Here is an 18,878-nt window from a genome sequence, read left to right as displayed (position 1 = left end):
CCGCCGCGGTGGCGTGCGGTTATCGGGTCAGTGCGTCCACGACCTGCTGGGCACGGGTCTCGTGCTTGGCGTAGTGGTACGGGAAGGCCGACACCTGGACCTCCTGGATGGCCAGGGTCAGCGGCATGTCCTGCCAGCCCGCGACGTTGTCGAGGGCCTTGTAGAACTGGGTCGCCGCGTACTTGGGCTGCATCAGGTCGCGCACGGTGCCCCAGCCGGAGGTCGGGCGCTGCTGGAACAGGCCGACCGAGTCGTGGTCGGAGCCCTCACCCTGGTTGGTGTAGTCGTACGACTCCGCGTACACGGTGCTGGCCAGGTTGTACAGCTGGCTCTCCTGCATCGCGCAGGCGACCGCCGCCACGTAGGCGCGCTTGGGCAGGCCCAGCTCCTTGCCGGCCTGCACGATCGCCTGGGCGTTGCGCATCTGGGTCATGTCCAGCCCGGCGACGGGGCGCAGGACCGGCTTGGGGGCGGCCTTCGGCTTCACGGCCACCTTGGGCTTTGCGGCGATCTTGGGCGCTGCCTTCGGGGCGGCCTTGGGCGCTGCCTTGGGGGCTGCGGCCTTCGGCTGGGCCTTGGGCGCTGCCTTGGGGGCCGCGGCCTCGACCGGCTTGCTCGCGGTGGTCGCGGCGCGGTCCATCGACCGCGTCGCGGCCTGGTCGGCCACGGCCCGGTTGGCGCTCGCGGTCTGCAGGGTCACCTGGTGTTCGGGTGCGCCGGCGCCGGCCGCCACTCCGCCGACCGTGGCGGCGCCCAGGGCGCCGACGAGGCCGGTCACTGCCATCAGCTTGCGCGAGTCGGCCGACTTGAGCCGGCTGATCGCCTCCGCGAGGGACTTGAGGGGACTGGTCAGGGGATTCTGGCGGGTTGCCGCTCGGTGACGGCCGACTCCGCGCTGCTCGTGTGCTCCGTTGCCACGCATTCGCCGATCCTAGAAAGGCGATCGACCGCTGCCCACCTGCGAATAGTGGTCGGGACCACTGTTGAGCGCTACGAAGGCGCAGGTCGTAGGTCTAGTCCATGCATTCAGGCTGTGTTGATGTAGTACTTTCGGACGAGGGTGATACGGACATTTCGCGCTGCCCGGGTCCATGACCAATCGGTCTGAAACGGTTCGAAACCGGATAACCTGAGAGTCGGACTCAGGCAGGAGCGCTATGGACTGGAACCTGCTGGCCTGCGCCCGGCACCACCTCACCTACGCACCGGACGAGCCCGAACTTCGCGATCACCTGCGGGTGGACACCGTCGACGGGGCAGCCTGGCGCTGCCTGCGCTGCGGGGACTACGTGCCCGGCCCGCCGCGTGCCGCCGGCCCCGCCGACGAGGCACCCGTGCCGCTGCGCGGGCAACTGCTGCGCGACGCCGTGGTGCTGCGGGCCCTGGCGGTCGAGCGCGCGATCCGTGGCGGGCTCCTGCTGCTGGGGGCGTACGCCGTGTGGCGCTTCCGCGGTGCCCAGCCCGCCGTGCGGATCGCGTTCGACCAGGATCTGCCCCTGCTGCAGCCGCTGGCCGACCGGCTGCACTGGAACCTCGCCGAGTCGCCGCTGGTGCACCTGGTGCGCACCGCGCTGGCCACCCGGCCGCAGACGCTCACCTGGATCGCCGCCGCGCTGGCCTGCTACGGCCTGCTCCAACTGGTCGAGGGCACCGGGCTGTGGCTGCTGCGCCGCTGGGGCGAGTACCTGGCCGCGATCGCCACCGCGGCGTTCATCCCGCTGGAGGTGTACGAGCTGATCGAGCGCGTCACCTGGGTCCGCGTCACCGCCCTGCTGATCAACATCGGCGCCGTGGCCTTCCTCGTCTACCGCAAGCGCCTGTTCGGCGCACGCGGCGGACGCGCCGCATACGACGCCGAACGCCACCACGCCAGCCTGATCCAGGTGGCCCGCGCCGCCACGGGCGCCTGAACGCCCACGGTCCCCGCCCGCCGGGGTGCGCAACTCTTGACGAGTCGCGGCTTCCCGGACCTTCTGATGCCGCAACTCCTTAAGAGTTGCGACCGGGGGCGGGGGTGGGGGCGGGCGGCAAAGCGCCCGCCCGGCGGGGCCGGGCGGGCGCTGGTGCAGGCGGTCGCTGGTGGGTCACTGGCCGAACAGCTTGCCCATCATCTGCTGGAGCTGCTGCGGGTCGGGCATCTGGCCCTGCGGCGTCGCCTGGTTGACGATCTCCGGCAGCACCTTGGCGAGGTCGTCGGCGGCCTGGCGCGGCGTGGTGCCGGCCTCCTGGGCCACGTGCTCGAGCGTGCCGCCGCCCAGTGCCTGCTGCAGCTGCGCGCCGGTGACGTTCTCGTTCTTGCCGGTGCCGATCCAGGACTGCACCTGGGGGCCTAGGCCCGACTTGCTCAGCTGATCCACCAGACCGCTGAGGTTCGCCTGACCGCCACCGCCGCCACCGCCGCCGCCGCTCATCTGGCTGAACAGGCCCTTGAGCAGGTTCTGGATCTGCGGGTCGCTCATCAGCTTCATGATCTGGTTGAGGTCGACTGCCATTTCCCGTTACCCCCGTACTCGGTGCTGGACACTCTTCCTCGAACCCTAGAAGGTCAGCCGAACGGCTGAGGCAAAAGCGGTGAAATGCCCTCAGGCATGGGCTTGCTTCGCCCAGAATGTGCCGCATGACGGAATACACCGATCAAGAGCGCCAGACCCTGCGTACCGCGGCCTTCGGCGCAGTCTTCCTCGTGTCCCATGCGGACCCCGGCTTCTTCGCGAGCTTCAAGGAGAGCATCGCGGGCGCCAAGGCGCTCGCCGGCGCGTCACCCGAGCTGCAGAGCGTGTTCAAGTCCGGCGGCCTGCCCGAGATCCCCAAGGGCTCGCCCGCCGAGCTGGAGTCCGGTGTGCTCACCGCGCTGCAGCAGTCGGCGGGCATCCTGCAGGCGAAGTCCCCACAGGACCTGACCGAGTTCCGCACGGTCATCACCGGCGCCTGCGACAAGGTCGCCAACGCCTCCGGCGGCGTCAAGGACACCGAGACGGCCGCCATCGCCAAGGTCAAGTCCGCCATCGGCGCCTGACCGCCCTCGATCGTCCGACTTGCCTGGCACCTGGGCGTATCCCTGACCAAGATACGCACGGGTGCCGGGCAAGTCTGTTGATCGTGGAGCGAGATCAGGGGAGCAGGTGGGCGGCGGCGCGGAGCTGGGTGGCGTGGCGGTGGAGGTCGGTGACGATCTCGGCGACGGTGGTGTCGCGCAGGCGGGCCAGGGGCACCGAGACGCTGATGGCGTCGACGGCGGGGGTGCGCAGCGGCACGGCGACGGCCAGGCACATGATGCCCTCGGTGTTCTCCTCGCGGTCCTCGGCGTGGCCGGACTCGCGCACCCGCGCCAGCTCGGCGTGCAGCGCGTCGGGGGTGGTGAGCGTGTGCGGGGTGAGCGCGGCCAGCGGCCAGTCGAGCAGGCGGTCGACCTCGGCGTCGGCACGGGTGGCCAGCAGCGCCTTGCCCAGCGCGGTCGCGTGGGCGGGCAGGCGGCGGCCGATCGCGCTGAACAGCCTTAGCGGGTGTGCCGATTCGCGTTTAGCTATGTAAACGACGTTCGGCCCGTCGAGCCGTCCCAGGTGCACGGTCTCGCCGAAGCGGGCCGACAGCGCGTCCAGGGTGGCGTTGACCAGCCCGATCGCGTCGTCACTGTCCAGATAGGCCGCCCCGACCTGCAGTGCGCGCACGCCCAGGCCGAAGCGCGTGCCCGTGGCGTCGGTCTCCACCCAGCCGCGCTGGCTCATCGTACGCAGCAGGCCGTGCAGGCTGCTCTTGGGAATGTCCAGCTCCCGGGACAGTTCGACGAGCCCGCGCGGACCGCCGGCGGCGAGCGCCTCGAGCAGTTCGAGGGTGCGGTCGGCGGACTTCACCGGCGGGCGGTCGGCCCCCTGCTGGTTCATTGCCAATCCCTTCGTCTGCCACTAGGGTCACATACGTGACTGTAGTTCACCAACATGAACGCTCATCCGACATCGTCCGGCTGCTGGCCGGTGACCGGCTGCTGCCGGTCGTCATCCTCCCCGACGCCTCCGCGGCTGAGCCGCTGGCCGCCGCGCTCACCGCGGGCGGCCTCCACTCCATAGAGGTCACCCTGCGTACGCCTGCCGCGCTCGACGCGATCAAGCGGCTCGCGGCCTCCTCGGACCTGCTGGTCGGCGCGGGCACCGTGCTCAGCCCGGAGCAGGCCGAGCGGGCCGTCGACGCTGGCGCCCGCTACGTGGTCTGCCCCGGCTTCAGCGCCGCGGTGGTGCGCCGCTGCCAGGAACTCGGCGTGCCGGTGTTCCCCGGCGTGGCCACGCCCACCGAGATCCAGATGGCCCTGGAAGCGGGCCTGGAGGCGGTGAAGTTCTTCCCGGCCGAGCAGCTCGGCGGAGCCCCGATGGTCAAGGCGCTGTCGGCCCCGTTCCCCGGGGTGCGTTTCGTGCCCACGGGCGGGGTGACCACCGCGAACCTCGCGGCCTACCTGGCCGTGCCGGCTGTGCTCGCGGTCGGCGGCACCTGGATGGTCGCCGCCGACCTGCTGGCCGCCGGGGACTACGCCGAGATCACCCGCCGCACCGCCGCTGCCGTCGCGGCCACCCGCCCGGCCGAGACCGACCCGAGGGGAGAGTCCGATGCCCGTTGAGGTCCGTCCCGCCGAGGCCTGCCGCTACGACCTGGTCTCCCTCGGTGAGGTGATGCTGCGCCTGGATCCAGGCGAGGGCCGGGTGCGCACCGCGCGCTCGTTCCGCGCCTGGGAGGGCGGCGGCGAGTACAACGTCGCGCGCGGGCTGCGCCGGTGCTTCGGCATGCGTACCGCGCTGGTCAGCGCGTTCGCCGACAACGAGGTGGGCCGCCTGCTGGAGGACATGATCCTCACCGGCGGCGTGGACACCTCGCTGGTCAAGTGGCTGCCGTACGACGGCATCGGCCGCACCGTGCGCAACGGCCTCAACTTCACCGAACGCGGCTTCGGCGTGCGCGGTGCGGTCGGCGTCTCCGACCGCGGGCACACCGCCGCCGGCCAGCTGCGCCCGGAGGACGTCGACTGGGAGCACCTGTTCGGCACGCTGGGCGTGCGCTGGTTCCACACCGGCGGCATCTACGCGGCGCTGTCCGACACCACGCCCGACGTGATCGAGGCGGCGATGGCGGCCGCCCGCCGGCACGGCACGATCATCTCGTACGACCTCAACTACCGCCCCAGCCTGTGGAAGGCCATCGGCGGCAAGGCGCGGGCGCAGGAGGTCAACCGGCGGCTGGCCCGCTACGTCGACGTGATGATCGGCAACGAGGAGGACTTCACCGCCAGCCTCGGCTTCGAGGTGCCCGGCACGTCCGATGACCTGTCCGACTTGGAGGCCGAGAACTTCGAGAAGATGATCGGCCAGGTCGTGCAGGAGTACGACAACTTCAAGGTGGTCGCCACGACGCTGCGCACCGTGCGCAGCGCGACGGTCAACGACTGGGGCGCGGTGGCCTGGAGCCGCGACGGCTTCGCGCACGCCACGCACCGCCCCGGCCTGGAGATCATGGACCGGGTCGGCGGCGGGGACAGCTTCGCCAGCGGCCTGATCTACGGCCTGATCAGCACCGGCGACCTGGGCCGCGCGGTCGAGTACGGCGCGGCCCACGGCGCGCTGGCGATGACCACCCCCGGCGACACCTCGATGGCGACCCGCGCCGAGGTCGAGTCCCTGATGGCAGGCGGCGGCGCCCGCGTCCAGCGCTGACCACCGGTTCCGCCCAGGCCGTCATGACGGCCTGGGCGGAACCTCGCCGGCTCGGCGCGCAGCGGAGCGTCACGGACTGCGGGGCAGGGCTTCTACGGCCCGTCGGCGCCCTACGCAGCGACAGCCGCGTGCCATATTCTTGCGTGAGAAGGGCGGGTGCGGTCGTGGAGCATCGAGCAGACGGAAAGAAGCGCACGGTGACCAAGGAGGCCGTCAAGCGCTTCGCGGCCAGGTCCGCGAAGGCCTCGGCACAGTTGGAGCGTCGTGACGTTCCGGCAGGGTACGTACGCTCCGCGAATGTCGAGGCGATCCTGGCGGCACGCCGGGCGCAGGGCTGATGCCGCTCACCCCGGGATACGGCGAGACCCCGATTCCTGATGACGAACTGGTGGGCCTGCTCCCGGGCATCCGGGATGCGCTCGGGGAGCCGGTCGGCAAAGCCGCCATTTACGACCTTGAGCAGGCGGTGTATGCCGCTGTGGTGGAACGACTAGTGCCGGAGATCATCGACGGTGACCTCACCCTCAGCATGCTCCTGAGCGACAGCTTCGTCCGCGACCTGCACCGACAGCTCTAGGCGACATCTGGACCTGGGCGGGCATGTACCGCAAGCACGAGGTGACCATCGGCGTCGCGCCGGAGCAGGTGGCCGTCGAACTTCGGAATTCGCTGCAGACGATCCTCTACCGCTGGGAACACACCGACGACTGGACACCACGTGAGCTCGGTGTGGCGGTTCACGCTGAGACGGTCAGAATTCATCCGTTCACGGACGGCAATGGCCGCACCACCCGGCTGCTTGCGGATCTGGTGTTCCTCGCCTCGCAAGACGGCGAGACGCTCGAGACCTACGACTGGAACCTCGACAAGCCGACGTACATCGAGCTTCTACGCCGGTACGACGGGAATCGTGACCCGCGCGATCTTGCCTCCTTCGTCGCAGTGCAGCCGCTCGAGTAGGTGCTGCCGCCAAGGCCGCGCCTGTCCGCCCGCTCAGGCGGCGGGCAGTGGGTGGTAGAGGTCGCGGGCGTGGTCGGCGACGGCTGCGCCGACGATGGTCGCCTCCAAGGGCAGCATGTCCAGGCACAGGCGGATCGCACCGGTCATGCGCACCAGCGGCACCCGCATGGACAGCGTGCAGTGCGGCACCCAGGCCCCGGGCTGGTAGAACGAACCGGTCTCGATGCCCGCCGCGGTCAGCCGCCCGTGCACGGCTGCGTGGTGGGCCAGCAGTTCGGCGGTCGGCACCGGCCCGAGCCAGAGCACCCGACCCAGGAACTGCCCGATGTGGTCGAACGTCAGCTTGATCGGCGGTGCGATCGCCAGCCCCTGCAGCGCCGCCTCCACGGCCGGCCCGTCGAGCACGTCCGCGCTGGTGATGGAGAGGTGCGGCCGGTGCTTGCGGTGGGTGAGGTCGCGCAGGGTGGGCACGCCCTCGGCCTCCAGGGCATTCCAGAGGGTACGCAGGCGCGCGGTGGCGACGGGGTCGAGATAGAGCTCCAGGGCGGCGGCCATGGTGGCAGAGACTACCGCCATGATCGTTCCCGGACCACGCAGTATTGACGGCTTAAAAGGGGCATTTCGCCGTACGATCGAACACCGTGGACCTGGACCCGTTCTACGCCGCGGTGGCCGCGATCAACTTCACCCTGCTCGGCCTATGGCTGGTGGTGGTGACCGACCGCAAGGAGCTCAGCCGCCACGACGCCGCGTCACGCCGCATGGCGTACCTGGTCTCGCTGCAGTTCGCCATCCCCGGCACGCTGTCCCTGCTGGCCCAGGTCGCCCCGACCGTGGTCCTGCTCTGGCGCACCGCCTTCACCCTGGCCGGCATCGCGGGCGGCATCGGCGCGATCCTGCTCACCCGCCAGATCCACCGCCAGACCGGCAGCCAAGGCATCGCCAACCTGCTCCGCTACATAGCCGTCCCCGCCTACGCCCTGGTCACCCTCATCGCCGTACTCCCCCCGAGCGCCGTGAAGTCCCTAGGCATCGGCCTAACCCCACTCCAACTCGAAGCCGTACTCCTGTCCATCCTGGTCTTCCTCGGCGTCCAGGAAGCCTGGGCCGTAGCCATGGCCCCTCGCCCCACCGACACCCCACCCGCCGCCCCCGTCCCCTGATCACGACGATCTTGCGCGGCCTGTGGGTACGACACGCCCGTAACGGGCATATCCTCAACAGTTCGCGCAAGATCGTCGTGATCTTCAGGACGGGTGGGCGGCGATGAGGGCGGCGACCATGCGGGGCAGGGCCTCGCCGATGGGGTCGCGGACTACCTCGTCGGCCACGACGTCGTAGGGGGTCGGCTGGGCGTTGACGATGGTGGTCTTCGCTCCCTCTGTCATGGCGATGGCGCACAATGAGGCGGCCGGCTGGACCTGCAGGGAGGTGCCGACGGCCCAGAAGATCTGGCACGCCTTCGCGATCGAGCCGGCCTGGTTCAGGGTGTCGGAGTCCAGGTTCTCGCCGAACATGATGGTGCCGGCCTTGAGGATGCCGCCGCAGGACAGGCAGGCCGGGTCCGGGTCGCCGGCCTCGACGCGGTCCAGCGCGTCGCGCATGGTGCCGCGCTCGCCGCAGCCCATGCAGCGCACCGTGAACATGGTGCCGTGCAGCTCCAGCACCTTGCGCGGGGCCGAACCCGCCTTCTGGTGCAGGCCGTCGATGTTCTGCGTGATGATCCGCACCGGGAAGCCGGCCCGCTCGAGCTCGACGAGCGCGAGGTGGGCCGGGTTGGGCTGGGCTGTCCACGCCGCGTTGTCGGCACGGGCCCGCCACGAGGCGCGGCGCACGGCCGGGTCGGCCATGTAGTACTCGTACGTGAACATCTTCTCCGCGGCCGGATCCCGGGTCCAGACACCCTGGGGACCTCGGAAGTCGGGGATTCCGGAGTCGGTGGAGATCCCTGCCCCGGTGAGCACGGCGATCATCGGCTTGCGCTCGGTCATGGCAGCACGATAGTGAACAGCAGTGGACTCAGCAGCTCGATATACCTGGGGCAGTGGTTGTGAGTCCGTGCCGGATACCGTGACCGGACGCGAGAGTCGGGGGACGAGACATGGACAGGCTTCCGGTCCGAAACGTAGGCGACCGTGTGGTCTGCCTCTTCATCGAGCCGCTCGGCATGGACTACTGGATGCTCCCCGGAGACGAGTTCGTCGTCATGGGCGACCCGGAGGCGCCCGACTCCGGACTGTCGATCGACACCATGCCCGACCACGTGATCATCCTCGTCAACGAGGGCGACTGCTACAACGTCACCGTGCACGACCGCCGGACGGGCGCCGAACTCGAATGCGGCCACCAGCGTCCCGCGGCCGGCTGATCACTGCGCTGGCTCAGCCCTGACTCGGCGGCAGCACGCCTTCGCGTGGGCGGCGGTGGTAGCCGGGGCCGCCCGGCTTGTTCATCTCACCGCGGTAGACGCCGTGCCGGATCTCGGACTCGTATTCCGCGTACTCGGGCATGCCCATCGCCCGGGCCACCGCGAGCTCGGCGTCCACGTCGTACGGCACCCGCACGAACTGGATCGAGAACGGGGCCTCCGCCGCGGAGCCGAAGACGCCCTCCATGATCACGTAGACCGGGGTCGGGTCGTCCATGGAGTTGCCGACGCTGCCGGTGTTGAACAGCGTGCGCCGAGCGCGGTCCACCTCGTAGTACGGGTCGTGGGTGTCGCCGTACCCGACGACGGTGGGTTCCGGCCCGTCGCCGGTCGCCGGAGTGTTGGCGAACATCGACAGGAACTCCGCCTCGTCGTGGTCGAACCGCACCCGGTGGTGCACCGAGTCCGACGACGCGTGGAAGAGCCGCACCCGCCGCCCGCTCATCAGGAAGTCGTGGCTGAACGGCAGCGCCCGCAGCCATGCGCCCTGCCCGTCGGACAGCTGCGCCAGCCACCATGCGATCGCCCCGCTCGGGGTGTCGAAGGTCCGATCCGGATCGGGCAGGGAGTCGTCCCAGTTGCCGAGGATGTTGACCTCGCACTGCTCGCGGCACAGGTCGATGACCTCGCGCCCGCGCGGTCCCTTGCCGACGTAGTCGCCGAGGTTGAAGATCCGGGTGATTCCGCGGGCGTCGATGTCGTCGAGCACCGCTTCCAGGGCGGTCAGGTTTCCGTGTACGTCGGAGATCAGGGCGATGCGGTCGAGGGGCTGGCGCATTTCATGATCCTATTGCCGGCGCCGGCAGGCCGCTGTCCCGTCCGCGGCGTCCGGTCAGCGGGCGGTCAACGGTTTGACCCAGCGGGACCACTGCGGCTGCGGCCGGTATCCGGCTGCGGTCCAGGCCGTGGCGGCGAGGTCGTTGTCGTCGAGCACCATCGCGTCGGCCCGCCGGCCGCCCAGCGCTGCGAATCGCTGCTCGGCGGCGTCCAGCAGGGCACGCCCGATGCCCTGGCGGCGGCGATCCGGGTGCACCGCGTACCGGTAGAGGTGGCAACGCCACCCGTCCCATCCGGCGATCAGCGAACCTACGATCTCGTCGCCGTCCACGGCCAGCAGCAGCGCCTCGGGGTCGCGGGCCAGCAGCGCGGCCACCGCCTCGACGGCGTCGTCGCGGTCGGTGTTCTCGGCGGCGGTCTTCCAGAAGGCGAGCAACTGCTCGATGTCGGCGGCGTCGGCGGTGCGCAGGGAGAAGGGCATGGCGGGATTCTGCCTGCCGTGGTGGAGCGGGGTGTGGTCGGCTATTCCGATCGGGTGAGCGACATCGGCGACTGACGCCGACCGGCTGCCGTGCCCGACGTCGGGTGAGCGGTCGGGTCGCCCCCGTCGACGCTGTGCCTGACTGCCTGAACGGGTCGACCCGAGGGTCCGCGCGGCCGTGCGGCGGCCCGCACCTGTACCGCTGCGGCGCCCGCGAAGAGCGCCAGTGCGGCGAACAGGATCACTCGCACGGCTTGGTCGCCGATCAGCCGCACCGGGTGCAGGGGCAGCGATGCCAGGCCGAGAGCGAACACCAGGGTCACCACGGACCAGAACGGGACGGGCCGTGGCGTGGCCGTCGACGGTCCCGGACCGTACCAGCGCCGCAGCAGGCGGGTTCGGCCGACATGGACCAGCAGCGCGATGGCGGCGGCGAAGCCGACGAGGTTGGAGGCGGCGGACAGGAACTCCCACCACGGCATGCCCGGCCATGCCTGGCGATGCAGGACCGGGAAGAGGACGCGGCCGCCGTCGACGGTGGGATGGGTGAACGCGTCCCAGCCGATGTGGCTGAGCGCGCCGATGAGCGCCGAGGTGGCGGTGACCTGCCATCGGTGACGGGCCAGGCCCAGCGCGCCGTAATCGCGCAAGGCCAGCGGGCCGCCCGCGGGCAGGTGCGCGGCGACCGTCGGCGCTGCCCAGCGGACCAACCGGGTGCCGACGACGGTCAGCGGCAGCGCCCACCACAGGAGCGCGTGCCACGCATGGCTGTGGATCGTCACGCCGTAACCGTCGGCGGCGAAGGCGAGGTCGGGCGCGACCGCGCCGACCGTCAACGCGACACCGTCGAACCAGCGGGGACGCCACAGCTTGAGCGGGACGACGGCGACAGGGTGGGTCGGCAGCGTCAGTGGCATGATCCGACTCTAGAGAGGGCTCGGCCGCGACGATCACCCCGCATCGGCCATGCGAGGCGGGCGGCGTCAGCCCTGACGGGTGTACGCGGTCAGGAACGCCAGCTCGTCCGCGTACAGGTCCAGGGTCCGTGACACGGACCGGCTGCCGTGCCCCACGTCGCCCTCCCGGCGTAGCAACACCGGTCGCGTGCTCGACGTGGCGTGCTGCAGCGCGGCCGCGAGCTTGCGGGCGTGCAGCGGATCCACCCGGCTGTCGCCGTCGAACACCGTGAACAGCACGGCCGGGTAGTCCGTGCCCTCGTGCACGTGGTGGTACGGCGAGTAGGACAGCAGCCAGCCGAGCTGCTCGGCGTCGACCGCGGTGCCGTACTCCCCGGCCCAGGTCGAGCCGAGGCCGAACAGCTCGTAGCGGACCATGTCCAGCAGCGGCGCGGAGCAGACCACGGCGGCGTACGCGTGCGGCCGCTGGGTGAGTGCCGCGCCCACGAGCAGGCCGCCGTTCGAGCCGCCCATGATCGCCAGCTGGCCCGGTGTGGTCGTGCCCGAGGCGACGAGCCAGTCCGCGGCGGCGTGGAAGTCGTCGAAGACGTTCTGTTTGCGGGCGAGCATGCCGTCGCGGTGCCACTGCTCGCCTTCCTCGCCGCCGCCGCGCAGGTTCGCCACCGCCCACACCCCGCCGGCCTCCGCCCAGGCGATGGCCATCGGCGAGTACCAGGGGGTCAGCGAGATGTTGAAGCCGCCGTACCCGTACAGCAGCGTGGGCCGGGGCCCGGTGGCGGCCGCGGCGGGCGCGACCACGAACATGCGCACGTCGGTGCCGTCGGCCGAGGTGTAGGTGACCTGCTCGGTCACCACGTCGCCGACCACGACCGCGCCGGGTGGCCGGGCCCACAGGCCGACGGTGTTGTCGCGGGCGTCGAGGCGGTGCACCGTGCCGGGCGTGGTGTGGTCGCCATAGCTGAACCAGGCCTCGTGGCCGCCGTCGCGGCGCGACGTCAGCGGGCCGAGACTGCCGACGCCGGGCAGCGCCACCTTGGCGATCTCCTCGCCGGTGGCCAGGCCGTGCACGGTCAGCTCGCTGAGCGCGTGCCGGGTGGTGGCCACCAGCAGCACCGGCGACTCCAGCGCCGGGCCGTCGAGGATCTCGTAGTCGTCGAGCACCGCCCCGGCGTCCTCGGCGATCAGCTCGCGCCAGTTCGCGTACGCCGGATGGGCCGGGTCGGCCACGCACAGCCGCCACCGGGGTGCGTCGCGGTTGGTCTGCAGGTAGACCAGCCCACCGTGGAAGTGCGGGTAGGTCATCGCGTCGACGCCCTGCTGCACGGCCCGCAGCGCGGGCGCGTCGGGCGGGCTCGCCGACAGGTCGGCCAGCCACAGGTCGTTGCGCGGGTCGGTGCCCTGGGTCTCGCTGATGGTGAGCCAGCGGCCGTCGCGGGACACCCGCGGCATGAAGTAGCGGCCGCGGGGCGAGCCGTCGCCGAGGATCAGCGGGTCGGTCTCCGGGTCGGTGCCGAGCCGGTGCAGGTACACCCGGCGGTGCAGCTTCGGGTCGTCGCCTTCGACCGCGCCCGGCGCGAGGAACCGCGAGTAGTAGAAGGCCTCGCCGCCGGGCAGCCAGGCGATCGCGGTGTGCCGCAGCCGGTCGATCGGCCCGTCCACGATCACGCCGGTGGCCACGTTCAGTACTCGCAGCAGAGGCTCCTCGGTGCCGCCCACCGACAGCGCGTACGCCAGCAGCGTGCCCTCCGGCGACGGGTAGTACCAGTCCAGCGTCGTCGCGCCGGTCGGGTCGACGGCGTTCGGGTCGAGCAGGACCCGCTCGGTCCCGTCGGGTTCGATCACCAGCAGCACCGCGTGGTCCTGCTCGGCCGCCCGCCGCTGGAAGAAGCCGTGCTCGCCGTACCAGACTGGCGCCGTGACCGCGCCGACGGCGAGCAGCTGCGCCAGCCGGTCGCGCAGCGCGGCGCGGTCGGACCAGCCCGCCCGGTGCCCGGCCAGCAGCTCGTCCTGCGCGCGGGACCAGGCCGCGGTGTCCGGGTCGGCGGGGTCCTCCAGCCAGCGGTAGGGGTCGGCGATCCGGTGCCCGTGGATCTGCTCCACGAGGTTCAGCCGAGCGGCGGGCGGGTAGGCGGAGGGGACGCGGTCCGTGGACATGCCGTAAAGGATGCACTACACGCGGTGTTGTCGCACGTGCGAGCAGTGGCGTCTGACGCTGGCCGATAGACCCGGCAAGCCGGGCATCATGGACACGGCCGGGCCGGCGGGCGAATGCCTGTCGGATGACGACCGACGAGCCTAGGGTGACGGCTATGCGAGGTTTGATCGTCGAGGCGGGACGCCCGAACTCGGCCCAGTACGTCGACGACCTGCCCGAACCGGACGAATCCGAGGGGCAGGTGCTGGTCGCCGCGCTCGCCGTCGGCGTGTGCGGCACCGACCGCGAGATCGTCGCGGGGGAGTACGGCACCGCGCCCGGCCCGGGCGACCGCCTGGTGATCGGGCACGAGTCGCTGGGCCGGGTCATCTCCGACGACTCCGGTCGCTGGCAGCCGGGCGACCTGGTGGCCGGCATCGTCCGCCGGCCCGACCCGGTGCCCTGCCTGAACTGCCTGGTCGGCGAGTGGGACATGTGCCGCAACGGCCGGTACGTGGAGTGCGGCATCAAGGAGCGGCACGGCTTCGCCCGCGAGCGCTGGCGTGTCGAGCCCGACTTCGCGGTCGGCCTGGACGCCTCCCTGCTCGAGGTGGGCATGCTGCTGGAGCCCACCAGCGTGGTCGCCAAGGCCTGGGAGCACATCGAACGCATCGGCCTGCGCGCCCGATACGACCCGAGGACCGTGCTGGTCACCGGCGCCGGCCCGATCGGCCTGCTGGCCGCGCTGCTGGGCCGCCAGCGCGACCTGGAGGTGCACGTGCTCGACCGGTCCACCGACGGGCCCAAACCCGAACTGGTCGCCGGCCTCGGCGCGACCTACCACACCGGCCAGGTCTGCGACCTCGGCTTCGAACCGGACCTGGTGCTGGAGTGCACCGGCGCGCCGCCGGTCATCGCGCAGGTCATCGACCAGGTCGGCCCCAACGGCACGGTCTGCCTGACCGGCGTCTCCAGCGGCGGCCGCAAGCTGGCGCTCGACCTCGGCGGACTCAACCGCGACATGGTGCTGGAGAACAACGTGGTCTTCGGTTCGGTCAACGCCAACCTGCGCCACTGGCAGGAGGCCGCCCACGCCCTCCGATCCGCCGACCCCGCCTGGCTCTCCGCCCTGATCACCCGCCGCGTTCCCGCCGCCGACTACGCAACCGCCCTCGAAAACCAATCCGACGACATCAAAGTCGTCCTCGACTTCGCCTGAAACGAAGGAAGGGCACCTTCTTAACGGACGTCCGTGTAGAAGGTGCCCTTCCTAACTCGTCACGGGCGCTGATCAGGTGCGGCGGGTGGTGGCGAGGATGACCTCGGCGAGCAGGGCCGGGTCGTCGCTCATCGGCACGTGGCCGCACCCGGGCAGGGTCACGTGGCGGGCCTGCGGCAACCGCTCGCGGGCGATCCCGGCCTGGCGCGGCAGCAAGACCCGGTCACGGTCGCCCCAGGCCACTGTCACCGGCACGGACGGCTCGCCGCGGAACTCGTAGCCCCGCGCGGCGATCCGCGCGACCGGCCCGAACCCGGCGCCGGTCCGCAGTGCGAGGGCGTCGGCGACCGCACGCTCGGCGTCGATGCGGCCGGGACGGCTCATCAGCATCGCGAAGGCCAGCGCCCGGGTCCGTGAGGGCCGCATGTTGGCGCGCACCACCGGCTGCGGCAGCAGCGTGCCCCAGCGCAGCGCGGTCAGCACGGTCAGCGCGTACCGCACCTGCCAGCGCTTCCAGAAGCCGGCCGGGGCGATCGCGGTCGCGGAGGCGACGAGCCCGGCCGCGGCCAGCTCCAGCGCGATCGCGCCGCCGAGGCTGTTGCCCGCCACGTGCGGCCGGTGCAGGCCCTGCTCGTCGAACCACTGGGCGACGGCGGCGACGGTCTGGGCCATGTCGCCCGGCATGCCGTCGGCCGGGACCGGCGATCGGCCGAAGCCGGGCAGGTCGATCGCGATCACGTCGTGGGCCTCGGCCAGCAGGTCGAGCACCGGTTCCCAGGCCCGCCAGTGATGGCCGATGCCGTGGATCAGCACCAGCGGCTCGCCCGCGCCGCGGCGCTCGTACGCCACCTCGATCGTCATGCCCGCACCCGCTCCCGTCACCTGCTCATCGGATCTGTCCGCGGCCCGACTCGGCGCTGTGCACGCCGAACGACCGGCCCAGCGCCGCCACCTCCTGCTCCAGCTGCGGCACCAGCGACCGTGACCGCCGCCCCACCAGCCGGTCGGCGAACGCGCTGTTCACCGCGGTGCGCAGCAACTGCACGCCGCCGATGGCGCGTGGCACGTACACCCGCCTGCGCCGCCGCTCCAGCCCCCGCACGAACGCCTGGGCGCACCGCTCGACGGAGCTGGTCGCGCCGACCGGCCAGGGCAGGCTGCCGAACGCGGCGCGGAACGACGGCAGGTCGTCCTTGGCGTCGCGGACCAGGTCGGTGTCGACCCACCCGGGGTGGGCGGTGCCGACGGCGACGCCGTGGTGGGCCAGCTCCAGCCGCAGCGCGTTGCCGAAGTGTTCGACCCCGGCCTTCGCCGCGCAGTACGCGGACATGCCGGGCAGCGCGGTGAACGCCGCCGTCGACGACACCAGCAGGTAGTAGCCGCGGGCGGCGATGACCGGCGCGGCAGTGGCGGCGGCCGTGCGCATCACCCCGATCAGGTTCACCTCGACGGTGCGGGCCAGCGCCTCGACGTCGCCGGTCGCGACCGTGCCGAGACCGGCGATCCCGGCGTTGGCGAGCACGCAGTCGATGCGCCCGAAGGCCTGCAGCGTCCCGGCGACGGCCTGTTCGAGCGCGGCCGAATCGGTGACGTCGGCCTCGAACCAGGCCGCGTTGCCCGCGCCGGCGGTGTTCAGCTCCTCGGCCAGCAGGCGCAGCCGGTCCGGTTCGAGCCCGACCAGGGACAGCCGGGCACCGTGCGCGGCGGCCAGGCGGGCGGTGTGCGCGCCGATGCCCCGGGCCGCGCCCGTGATCAGTACGACCTGGTCACGCAGCGGCTGCTTCATGCCCGCTCCTCGCTGCGCTCGTCACCGGCATGGGGACCTGGCGACATGATTCGCTCGCGATGCTCGCTCATCGGTGCTCCTCGGCGACGGAGGTGCGGGCCGGCACGGCCCGGTAGGCGGCGGCGTCGAAGCGGCGCGTGCGCAGCCAGTACGACCAGGTGTAGCCGGGCCACAGGGTGGAGTTGCGGCCGCTGGGGTCGAGGTACCAGCTGCGGCAGCCGCCGCTGGTCCACACCGTGCCGTCCATCGCGCGGTCCAGCGCGGCGTTGTACGCCCGCTGCGCGTCCGGCAGTGGCTCGATCGCGTCGGCGCCGGTGGTGTCGAGGTGGCGCAGCGCGCCGAGCAGGTAGCCGAGCTGGCATTCGATCATGAACACGACGGAGTTGTGGCCGAGCCCGGTGTTGGGGCCGAGCAGCAGGAACAGGTTCGGGAAGCCGGTGACCGCGGTGCCGCGGTACGCGTACATGCTGCCCGCCCAGTGCTCGGCCAGGGTGCGCCCGTCGGCGCCCCGGATCGCCCGCGCCATCGGCAGGTCGGTGACGTGGAAGCCGGTGCCGAACACGAGGGTGTCGACGGGGTGCGCCCGACCGTCGGCGGTGACCACGCCGTCGGCGGTGACCCGGGTGATCGGCTCGGTGACCACGTCGACGTTGGCCCGGCCGAGTGCCGGGTAGAAGTCGTCGGACAGCAACACCCGCTTGCAGCCCATCGTGTACGAGGGTGTGAGTCGCTCGCGCAGCCCCGGGTCGGCGACCGACCGGCGCAGATGCCGGCGGGCCATGCCCTGCCCGAGCCGCATCAGTGCCGGGCGCAGGAATGCGGTGGCCTGGAACTCCCGTCCCCAGTACACCCCGGCCCGCATCAGCCAGTGGAGCAACGGCGCGGAGCGGAACAGCCGCCGCTCGACGGCCCTGATGCGCCGGTCGCGGCGCGGCAGCACCCAGGCGGGGGTGCGCTGGAACAGCGTCAGCGCGGCCACCTGCGGCGCGATCTGGGGTACGAACTGGATCGCCGACGCCCCGGTGCCGATCACGGCGACCCGCCGCCCGGTCAGGTCGAGGTCGTGCCGCCAGCGCGCGGAGTGGAACGTCTCGCCGCGGAAGTCGGCGAGGCCGGGCAGCTCGGGGATCGACGGTTCGGTGAGCGGCCCGCCCGCCGCGACCAGGATCTGCGCCGTGTAGGCCCCCTGCGAGGTGTCGAGCCGCCACAGCCGGGCCTGCGCGTCCCAGGTGGCCGCGTGCACCTCGTGCCCGAGCCGCAGGTGCGGGCGCACGCCGTGCTCGTCGGCACAGCGGCGCAGGTAGGCCCAGATCTCCGGCTGCGGCGAGAAGCTGCGGCTCCAGCCCGGATTGCGGACGAAGGAGAAGGAGTAAAGGTGCGAGGGCACGTCGCAGGCGCAGCCGGGGTAGGAGTTGTCGCGCCAGGTCCCGCCGACCTCGTCGCCGCGGTCGAAGACCAGGAAATCGCGGTAACCCGCGCCGCGCAGTCGGATGGCGGTGCCGATCCCGCCGAAACCGGCGCCGATGACCGCGATGCGGGTGTGGCGCTCCGCATTGCCGCTGCTCACGAGCGACCTCCTATGTGGTACCACTGCGTACCAGTCCTTGCCCGAGAAATTACCATCGGGTAACAGGGCAGGGAAGGCCCGAAATCGTCACGAGCCACCGGTACAGTCTCCACCCATTCGACCCCTGACGCGCCCGACCAGCGGAGGAGCCTTGGCCGCCCCCACCCGGACGCCCGAGTCGGTCCGCCGTGACCTGACCACGGCGCTCGCCACCTGCGTGGCCGAGAAGGGCTACGCATCGACGACCATCGCCGACATCGTGGCGCTGGCCAGGGTCTCCAAGCGCACCTTCTACGAGCACTTCACGGCCAAGGAAGAGTGCCTGATGGCGCTCTACGAGCACGTCTGCGACCGGCTGATGCTGATGATCCGCGCGGCGGCCTCCGGCGACCAGCCCTGGCCGCAGCGCATCAGCGACGGCGCGGCGGCCTACCTCGGCGCGCTGGAGACGATGCCGGCGTTCACCCGGACCATGCTGATCGAGGTGCAGGCGGCCGGGCACCGCGCGTTCATGCTGCGCCAGCTGACCCTGCAGCGCTTCGCGGGCACCCTGGTCGACCTGGTGGAGGTGGGCCGGCTCAGCGACCGGGACCTGCGGCCGCTGTCGCAGGCGCAGGCGCTTGCCATCGTCGGCGGCATCAACGAGCTGCTGCTGCACGCCATCGACCCGTACACCGGGTCGGCCGGCGCGGACGTCGAGGGCCGGTTCGCGGCGCTGCACGAAGACGTGGTCCGGCTGATCTCGGCGGTGCTCAACCACCGCGGCTGAAACTTTCACCGGCAGGTCAACGCATAGATGGCCGGTATTGTGTCGCGCTTGTTTCGTGTGCGACGATGACCGCATTCGCGTTGGGAGCACACGCGATTTTCATCGCCGAGGGCACCCGGTGTCTCACCGGGACGGCGTTGTCACGGA

23 protein-coding genes are annotated in these 18,878 nt (G+C 71.6%); 11 read left to right on the top strand and 12 right to left on the bottom strand.

The window, feature by feature from the left end:
• Nucleotides 1-19 precede the first annotated feature (19 nt).
• A complete protein-coding gene (locus tag F9C41_RS27640; protein ID WP_155389775.1) occupies nt 20-922 on the bottom strand; it encodes a hypothetical protein in 903 nt (300 codons plus the stop codon).
• A gap of 235 nt (nt 923-1,157) precedes the next feature.
• Between F9C41_RS27640 and F9C41_RS27635 the strand changes: the two genes are divergently transcribed.
• The gene (locus tag F9C41_RS27635) at nt 1,158-1,910 is read left to right on the top strand and encodes a DUF2127 domain-containing protein (protein ID WP_155389774.1); all 753 of its coding nucleotides are present in this window, start codon (nt 1,158-1,160) and stop codon (nt 1,908-1,910) included.
• 174 nt (nt 1,911-2,084) lie between these two features.
• Here the strand turns inward: F9C41_RS27635 and F9C41_RS27630 are convergent, their stop codons facing one another.
• Nucleotides 2,085-2,492 (bottom strand): YidB family protein, encoded by a 408-nt coding sequence (locus F9C41_RS27630; protein WP_155389773.1) that lies wholly within the window; start codon nt 2,490-2,492, stop codon nt 2,085-2,087.
• Between the two features lie 125 nt (nt 2,493-2,617).
• Between F9C41_RS27630 and F9C41_RS27625 the strand changes: the two genes are divergently transcribed.
• The gene (locus tag F9C41_RS27625) at nt 2,618-3,016 is read left to right on the top strand and encodes a hypothetical protein (RefSeq protein WP_155389772.1); all 399 of its coding nucleotides are present in this window, start codon (nt 2,618-2,620) and stop codon (nt 3,014-3,016) included.
• A gap of 94 nt (nt 3,017-3,110) precedes the next feature.
• On the opposite strand, the gene F9C41_RS27620 is transcribed toward F9C41_RS27625, so the two are convergent.
• Nucleotides 3,111-3,881 carry an IclR family transcriptional regulator gene (locus F9C41_RS27620; protein ID WP_155389771.1) on the bottom strand — a complete coding sequence of 257 codons (771 nt, stop codon included), beginning with the start codon at nt 3,879-3,881 and terminating at the stop codon, nt 3,111-3,113.
• A gap of 35 nt (nt 3,882-3,916) precedes the next feature.
• Here F9C41_RS27620 and F9C41_RS27615 point away from each other — a divergent pair, with 35 nt between their 5' ends.
• From F9C41_RS27615 to F9C41_RS41530, 5 genes are all read left to right on the top strand, one after another.
• Complete coding sequence (locus tag F9C41_RS27615; RefSeq protein ID WP_155389770.1) at nt 3,917-4,606, top strand: bifunctional 4-hydroxy-2-oxoglutarate aldolase/2-dehydro-3-deoxy-phosphogluconate aldolase; 690 nt, start codon at nt 3,917-3,919, stop codon at nt 4,604-4,606.
• Complete coding sequence (locus F9C41_RS27610) at nt 4,596-5,693, top strand: sugar kinase (protein WP_155389769.1); 1,098 nt, start codon at nt 4,596-4,598, stop codon at nt 5,691-5,693. Before F9C41_RS27615 ends, F9C41_RS27610 begins: the two co-directional genes overlap by 11 nt.
• A gap of 164 nt (nt 5,694-5,857) precedes the next feature.
• Entirely contained in the window at nt 5,858-6,031 is a 174-nt protein-coding gene (locus F9C41_RS40840; protein ID WP_196279984.1) for a hypothetical protein, read from the top strand.
• Nucleotides 6,031-6,270, top strand: coding sequence for a hypothetical protein (locus tag F9C41_RS41535; RefSeq protein ID WP_155389768.1), 240 nt, complete (start codon nt 6,031-6,033; stop codon nt 6,268-6,270). The genes F9C41_RS40840 and F9C41_RS41535 overlap by 1 nt, the downstream gene beginning before the upstream one ends.
• Nucleotides 6,271-6,293: 23 nt before the next feature.
• Nucleotides 6,294-6,653, top strand: coding sequence for a Fic family protein (locus tag F9C41_RS41530; protein WP_155389767.1), 360 nt, complete (start codon nt 6,294-6,296; stop codon nt 6,651-6,653).
• Between the two features lie 33 nt (nt 6,654-6,686).
• Here F9C41_RS41530 and F9C41_RS27595 read toward each other — a convergent pair whose 3' ends face one another.
• Entirely contained in the window at nt 6,687-7,229 is a 543-nt protein-coding gene (locus F9C41_RS27595; RefSeq protein WP_330164783.1) for a 2'-5' RNA ligase family protein, read from the bottom strand.
• A 65-nt stretch (nt 7,230-7,294) separates the two neighbouring features.
• Here F9C41_RS27595 and F9C41_RS27590 point away from each other — a divergent pair, with 65 nt between their 5' ends.
• A complete protein-coding gene (locus F9C41_RS27590; protein ID WP_155389766.1) occupies nt 7,295-7,816 on the top strand; it encodes a hypothetical protein in 522 nt (173 codons plus the stop codon).
• Between the two features lie 84 nt (nt 7,817-7,900).
• Here F9C41_RS27590 and F9C41_RS27585 read toward each other — a convergent pair whose 3' ends face one another.
• Nucleotides 7,901-8,644 carry an SIR2 family NAD-dependent protein deacylase gene (locus tag F9C41_RS27585; RefSeq protein WP_155389765.1) on the bottom strand — a complete coding sequence of 248 codons (744 nt, stop codon included), beginning with the start codon at nt 8,642-8,644 and terminating at the stop codon, nt 7,901-7,903.
• Between the two features lie 146 nt (nt 8,645-8,790).
• On the opposite strand from F9C41_RS27585, the gene F9C41_RS27580 reads away from it, so the two are divergent.
• On the top strand, nt 8,791-9,021 hold the full coding sequence (locus F9C41_RS27580) for a hypothetical protein (protein ID WP_230690063.1): 231 nt from the start codon (nt 8,791-8,793) through the stop codon (nt 9,019-9,021).
• 13 nt (nt 9,022-9,034) lie between these two features.
• Here the strand turns inward: F9C41_RS27580 and F9C41_RS27575 are convergent, their stop codons facing one another.
• From F9C41_RS27575 to F9C41_RS27560, 4 genes are all read right to left on the bottom strand, one after another.
• On the bottom strand, nt 9,035-9,859 hold the full coding sequence (locus tag F9C41_RS27575) for a metallophosphoesterase family protein (RefSeq protein WP_155389763.1): 825 nt from the start codon (nt 9,857-9,859) through the stop codon (nt 9,035-9,037).
• Nucleotides 9,860-9,913: 54 nt separating this feature from the next.
• Nucleotides 9,914-10,339: a GNAT family N-acetyltransferase gene (locus F9C41_RS27570; RefSeq protein ID WP_155389762.1), complete on the bottom strand. Its 426-nt coding sequence runs from the start codon at nt 10,337-10,339 to the stop codon at nt 9,914-9,916.
• 41 nt (nt 10,340-10,380) lie between these two features.
• The gene (locus F9C41_RS27565; protein ID WP_155389761.1) at nt 10,381-11,256 is read right to left on the bottom strand and encodes a DUF4184 family protein; all 876 of its coding nucleotides are present in this window, start codon (nt 11,254-11,256) and stop codon (nt 10,381-10,383) included.
• A gap of 66 nt (nt 11,257-11,322) precedes the next feature.
• Nucleotides 11,323-13,410, bottom strand: coding sequence for a prolyl oligopeptidase family serine peptidase (locus tag F9C41_RS27560; RefSeq protein WP_155389760.1), 2,088 nt, complete (start codon nt 13,408-13,410; stop codon nt 11,323-11,325).
• Between the two features lie 155 nt (nt 13,411-13,565).
• Between F9C41_RS27560 and F9C41_RS27555 the strand changes: the two genes are divergently transcribed.
• Nucleotides 13,566-14,609 carry a glucose 1-dehydrogenase gene (locus F9C41_RS27555; RefSeq protein ID WP_155389759.1) on the top strand — a complete coding sequence of 348 codons (1,044 nt, stop codon included), beginning with the start codon at nt 13,566-13,568 and terminating at the stop codon, nt 14,607-14,609.
• 72 nt (nt 14,610-14,681) lie between these two features.
• Here the strand turns inward: F9C41_RS27555 and F9C41_RS27550 are convergent, their stop codons facing one another.
• The 3 genes from F9C41_RS27550 to F9C41_RS27540 all read right to left on the bottom strand — a co-directional run bounded on the left by F9C41_RS27550 (nt 14,682) and on the right by F9C41_RS27540 (nt 17,962).
• Nucleotides 14,682-15,470: an alpha/beta fold hydrolase gene (locus F9C41_RS27550; protein WP_155389758.1), complete on the bottom strand. Its 789-nt coding sequence runs from the start codon at nt 15,468-15,470 to the stop codon at nt 14,682-14,684.
• 25 nt (nt 15,471-15,495) lie between these two features.
• Nucleotides 15,496-16,395: an SDR family oxidoreductase gene (locus F9C41_RS27545; protein WP_155389757.1), complete on the bottom strand. Its 900-nt coding sequence runs from the start codon at nt 16,393-16,395 to the stop codon at nt 15,496-15,498.
• A gap of 67 nt (nt 16,396-16,462) precedes the next feature.
• Entirely contained in the window at nt 16,463-17,962 is a 1,500-nt protein-coding gene (locus F9C41_RS27540; RefSeq protein WP_155389756.1) for a flavin-containing monooxygenase, read from the bottom strand.
• 151 nt (nt 17,963-18,113) lie between these two features.
• Here F9C41_RS27540 and F9C41_RS27535 point away from each other — a divergent pair, with 151 nt between their 5' ends.
• Nucleotides 18,114-18,731 carry a TetR/AcrR family transcriptional regulator gene (locus tag F9C41_RS27535; RefSeq protein WP_196279983.1) on the top strand — a complete coding sequence of 206 codons (618 nt, stop codon included), beginning with the start codon at nt 18,114-18,116 and terminating at the stop codon, nt 18,729-18,731.
• The last annotated feature ends 147 nt before the right edge of the window (nt 18,732-18,878 follow it).

This window comes from Catellatospora paridis, from assembly GCF_009720365.1.
GTDB lineage: Bacteria > Actinomycetota > Actinomycetes > Mycobacteriales > Micromonosporaceae > Catellatospora > Catellatospora paridis.
Note: the sequence above shows the minus strand (reverse complement) of the source record. Positions and strands in the feature narration are given on the sequence as shown.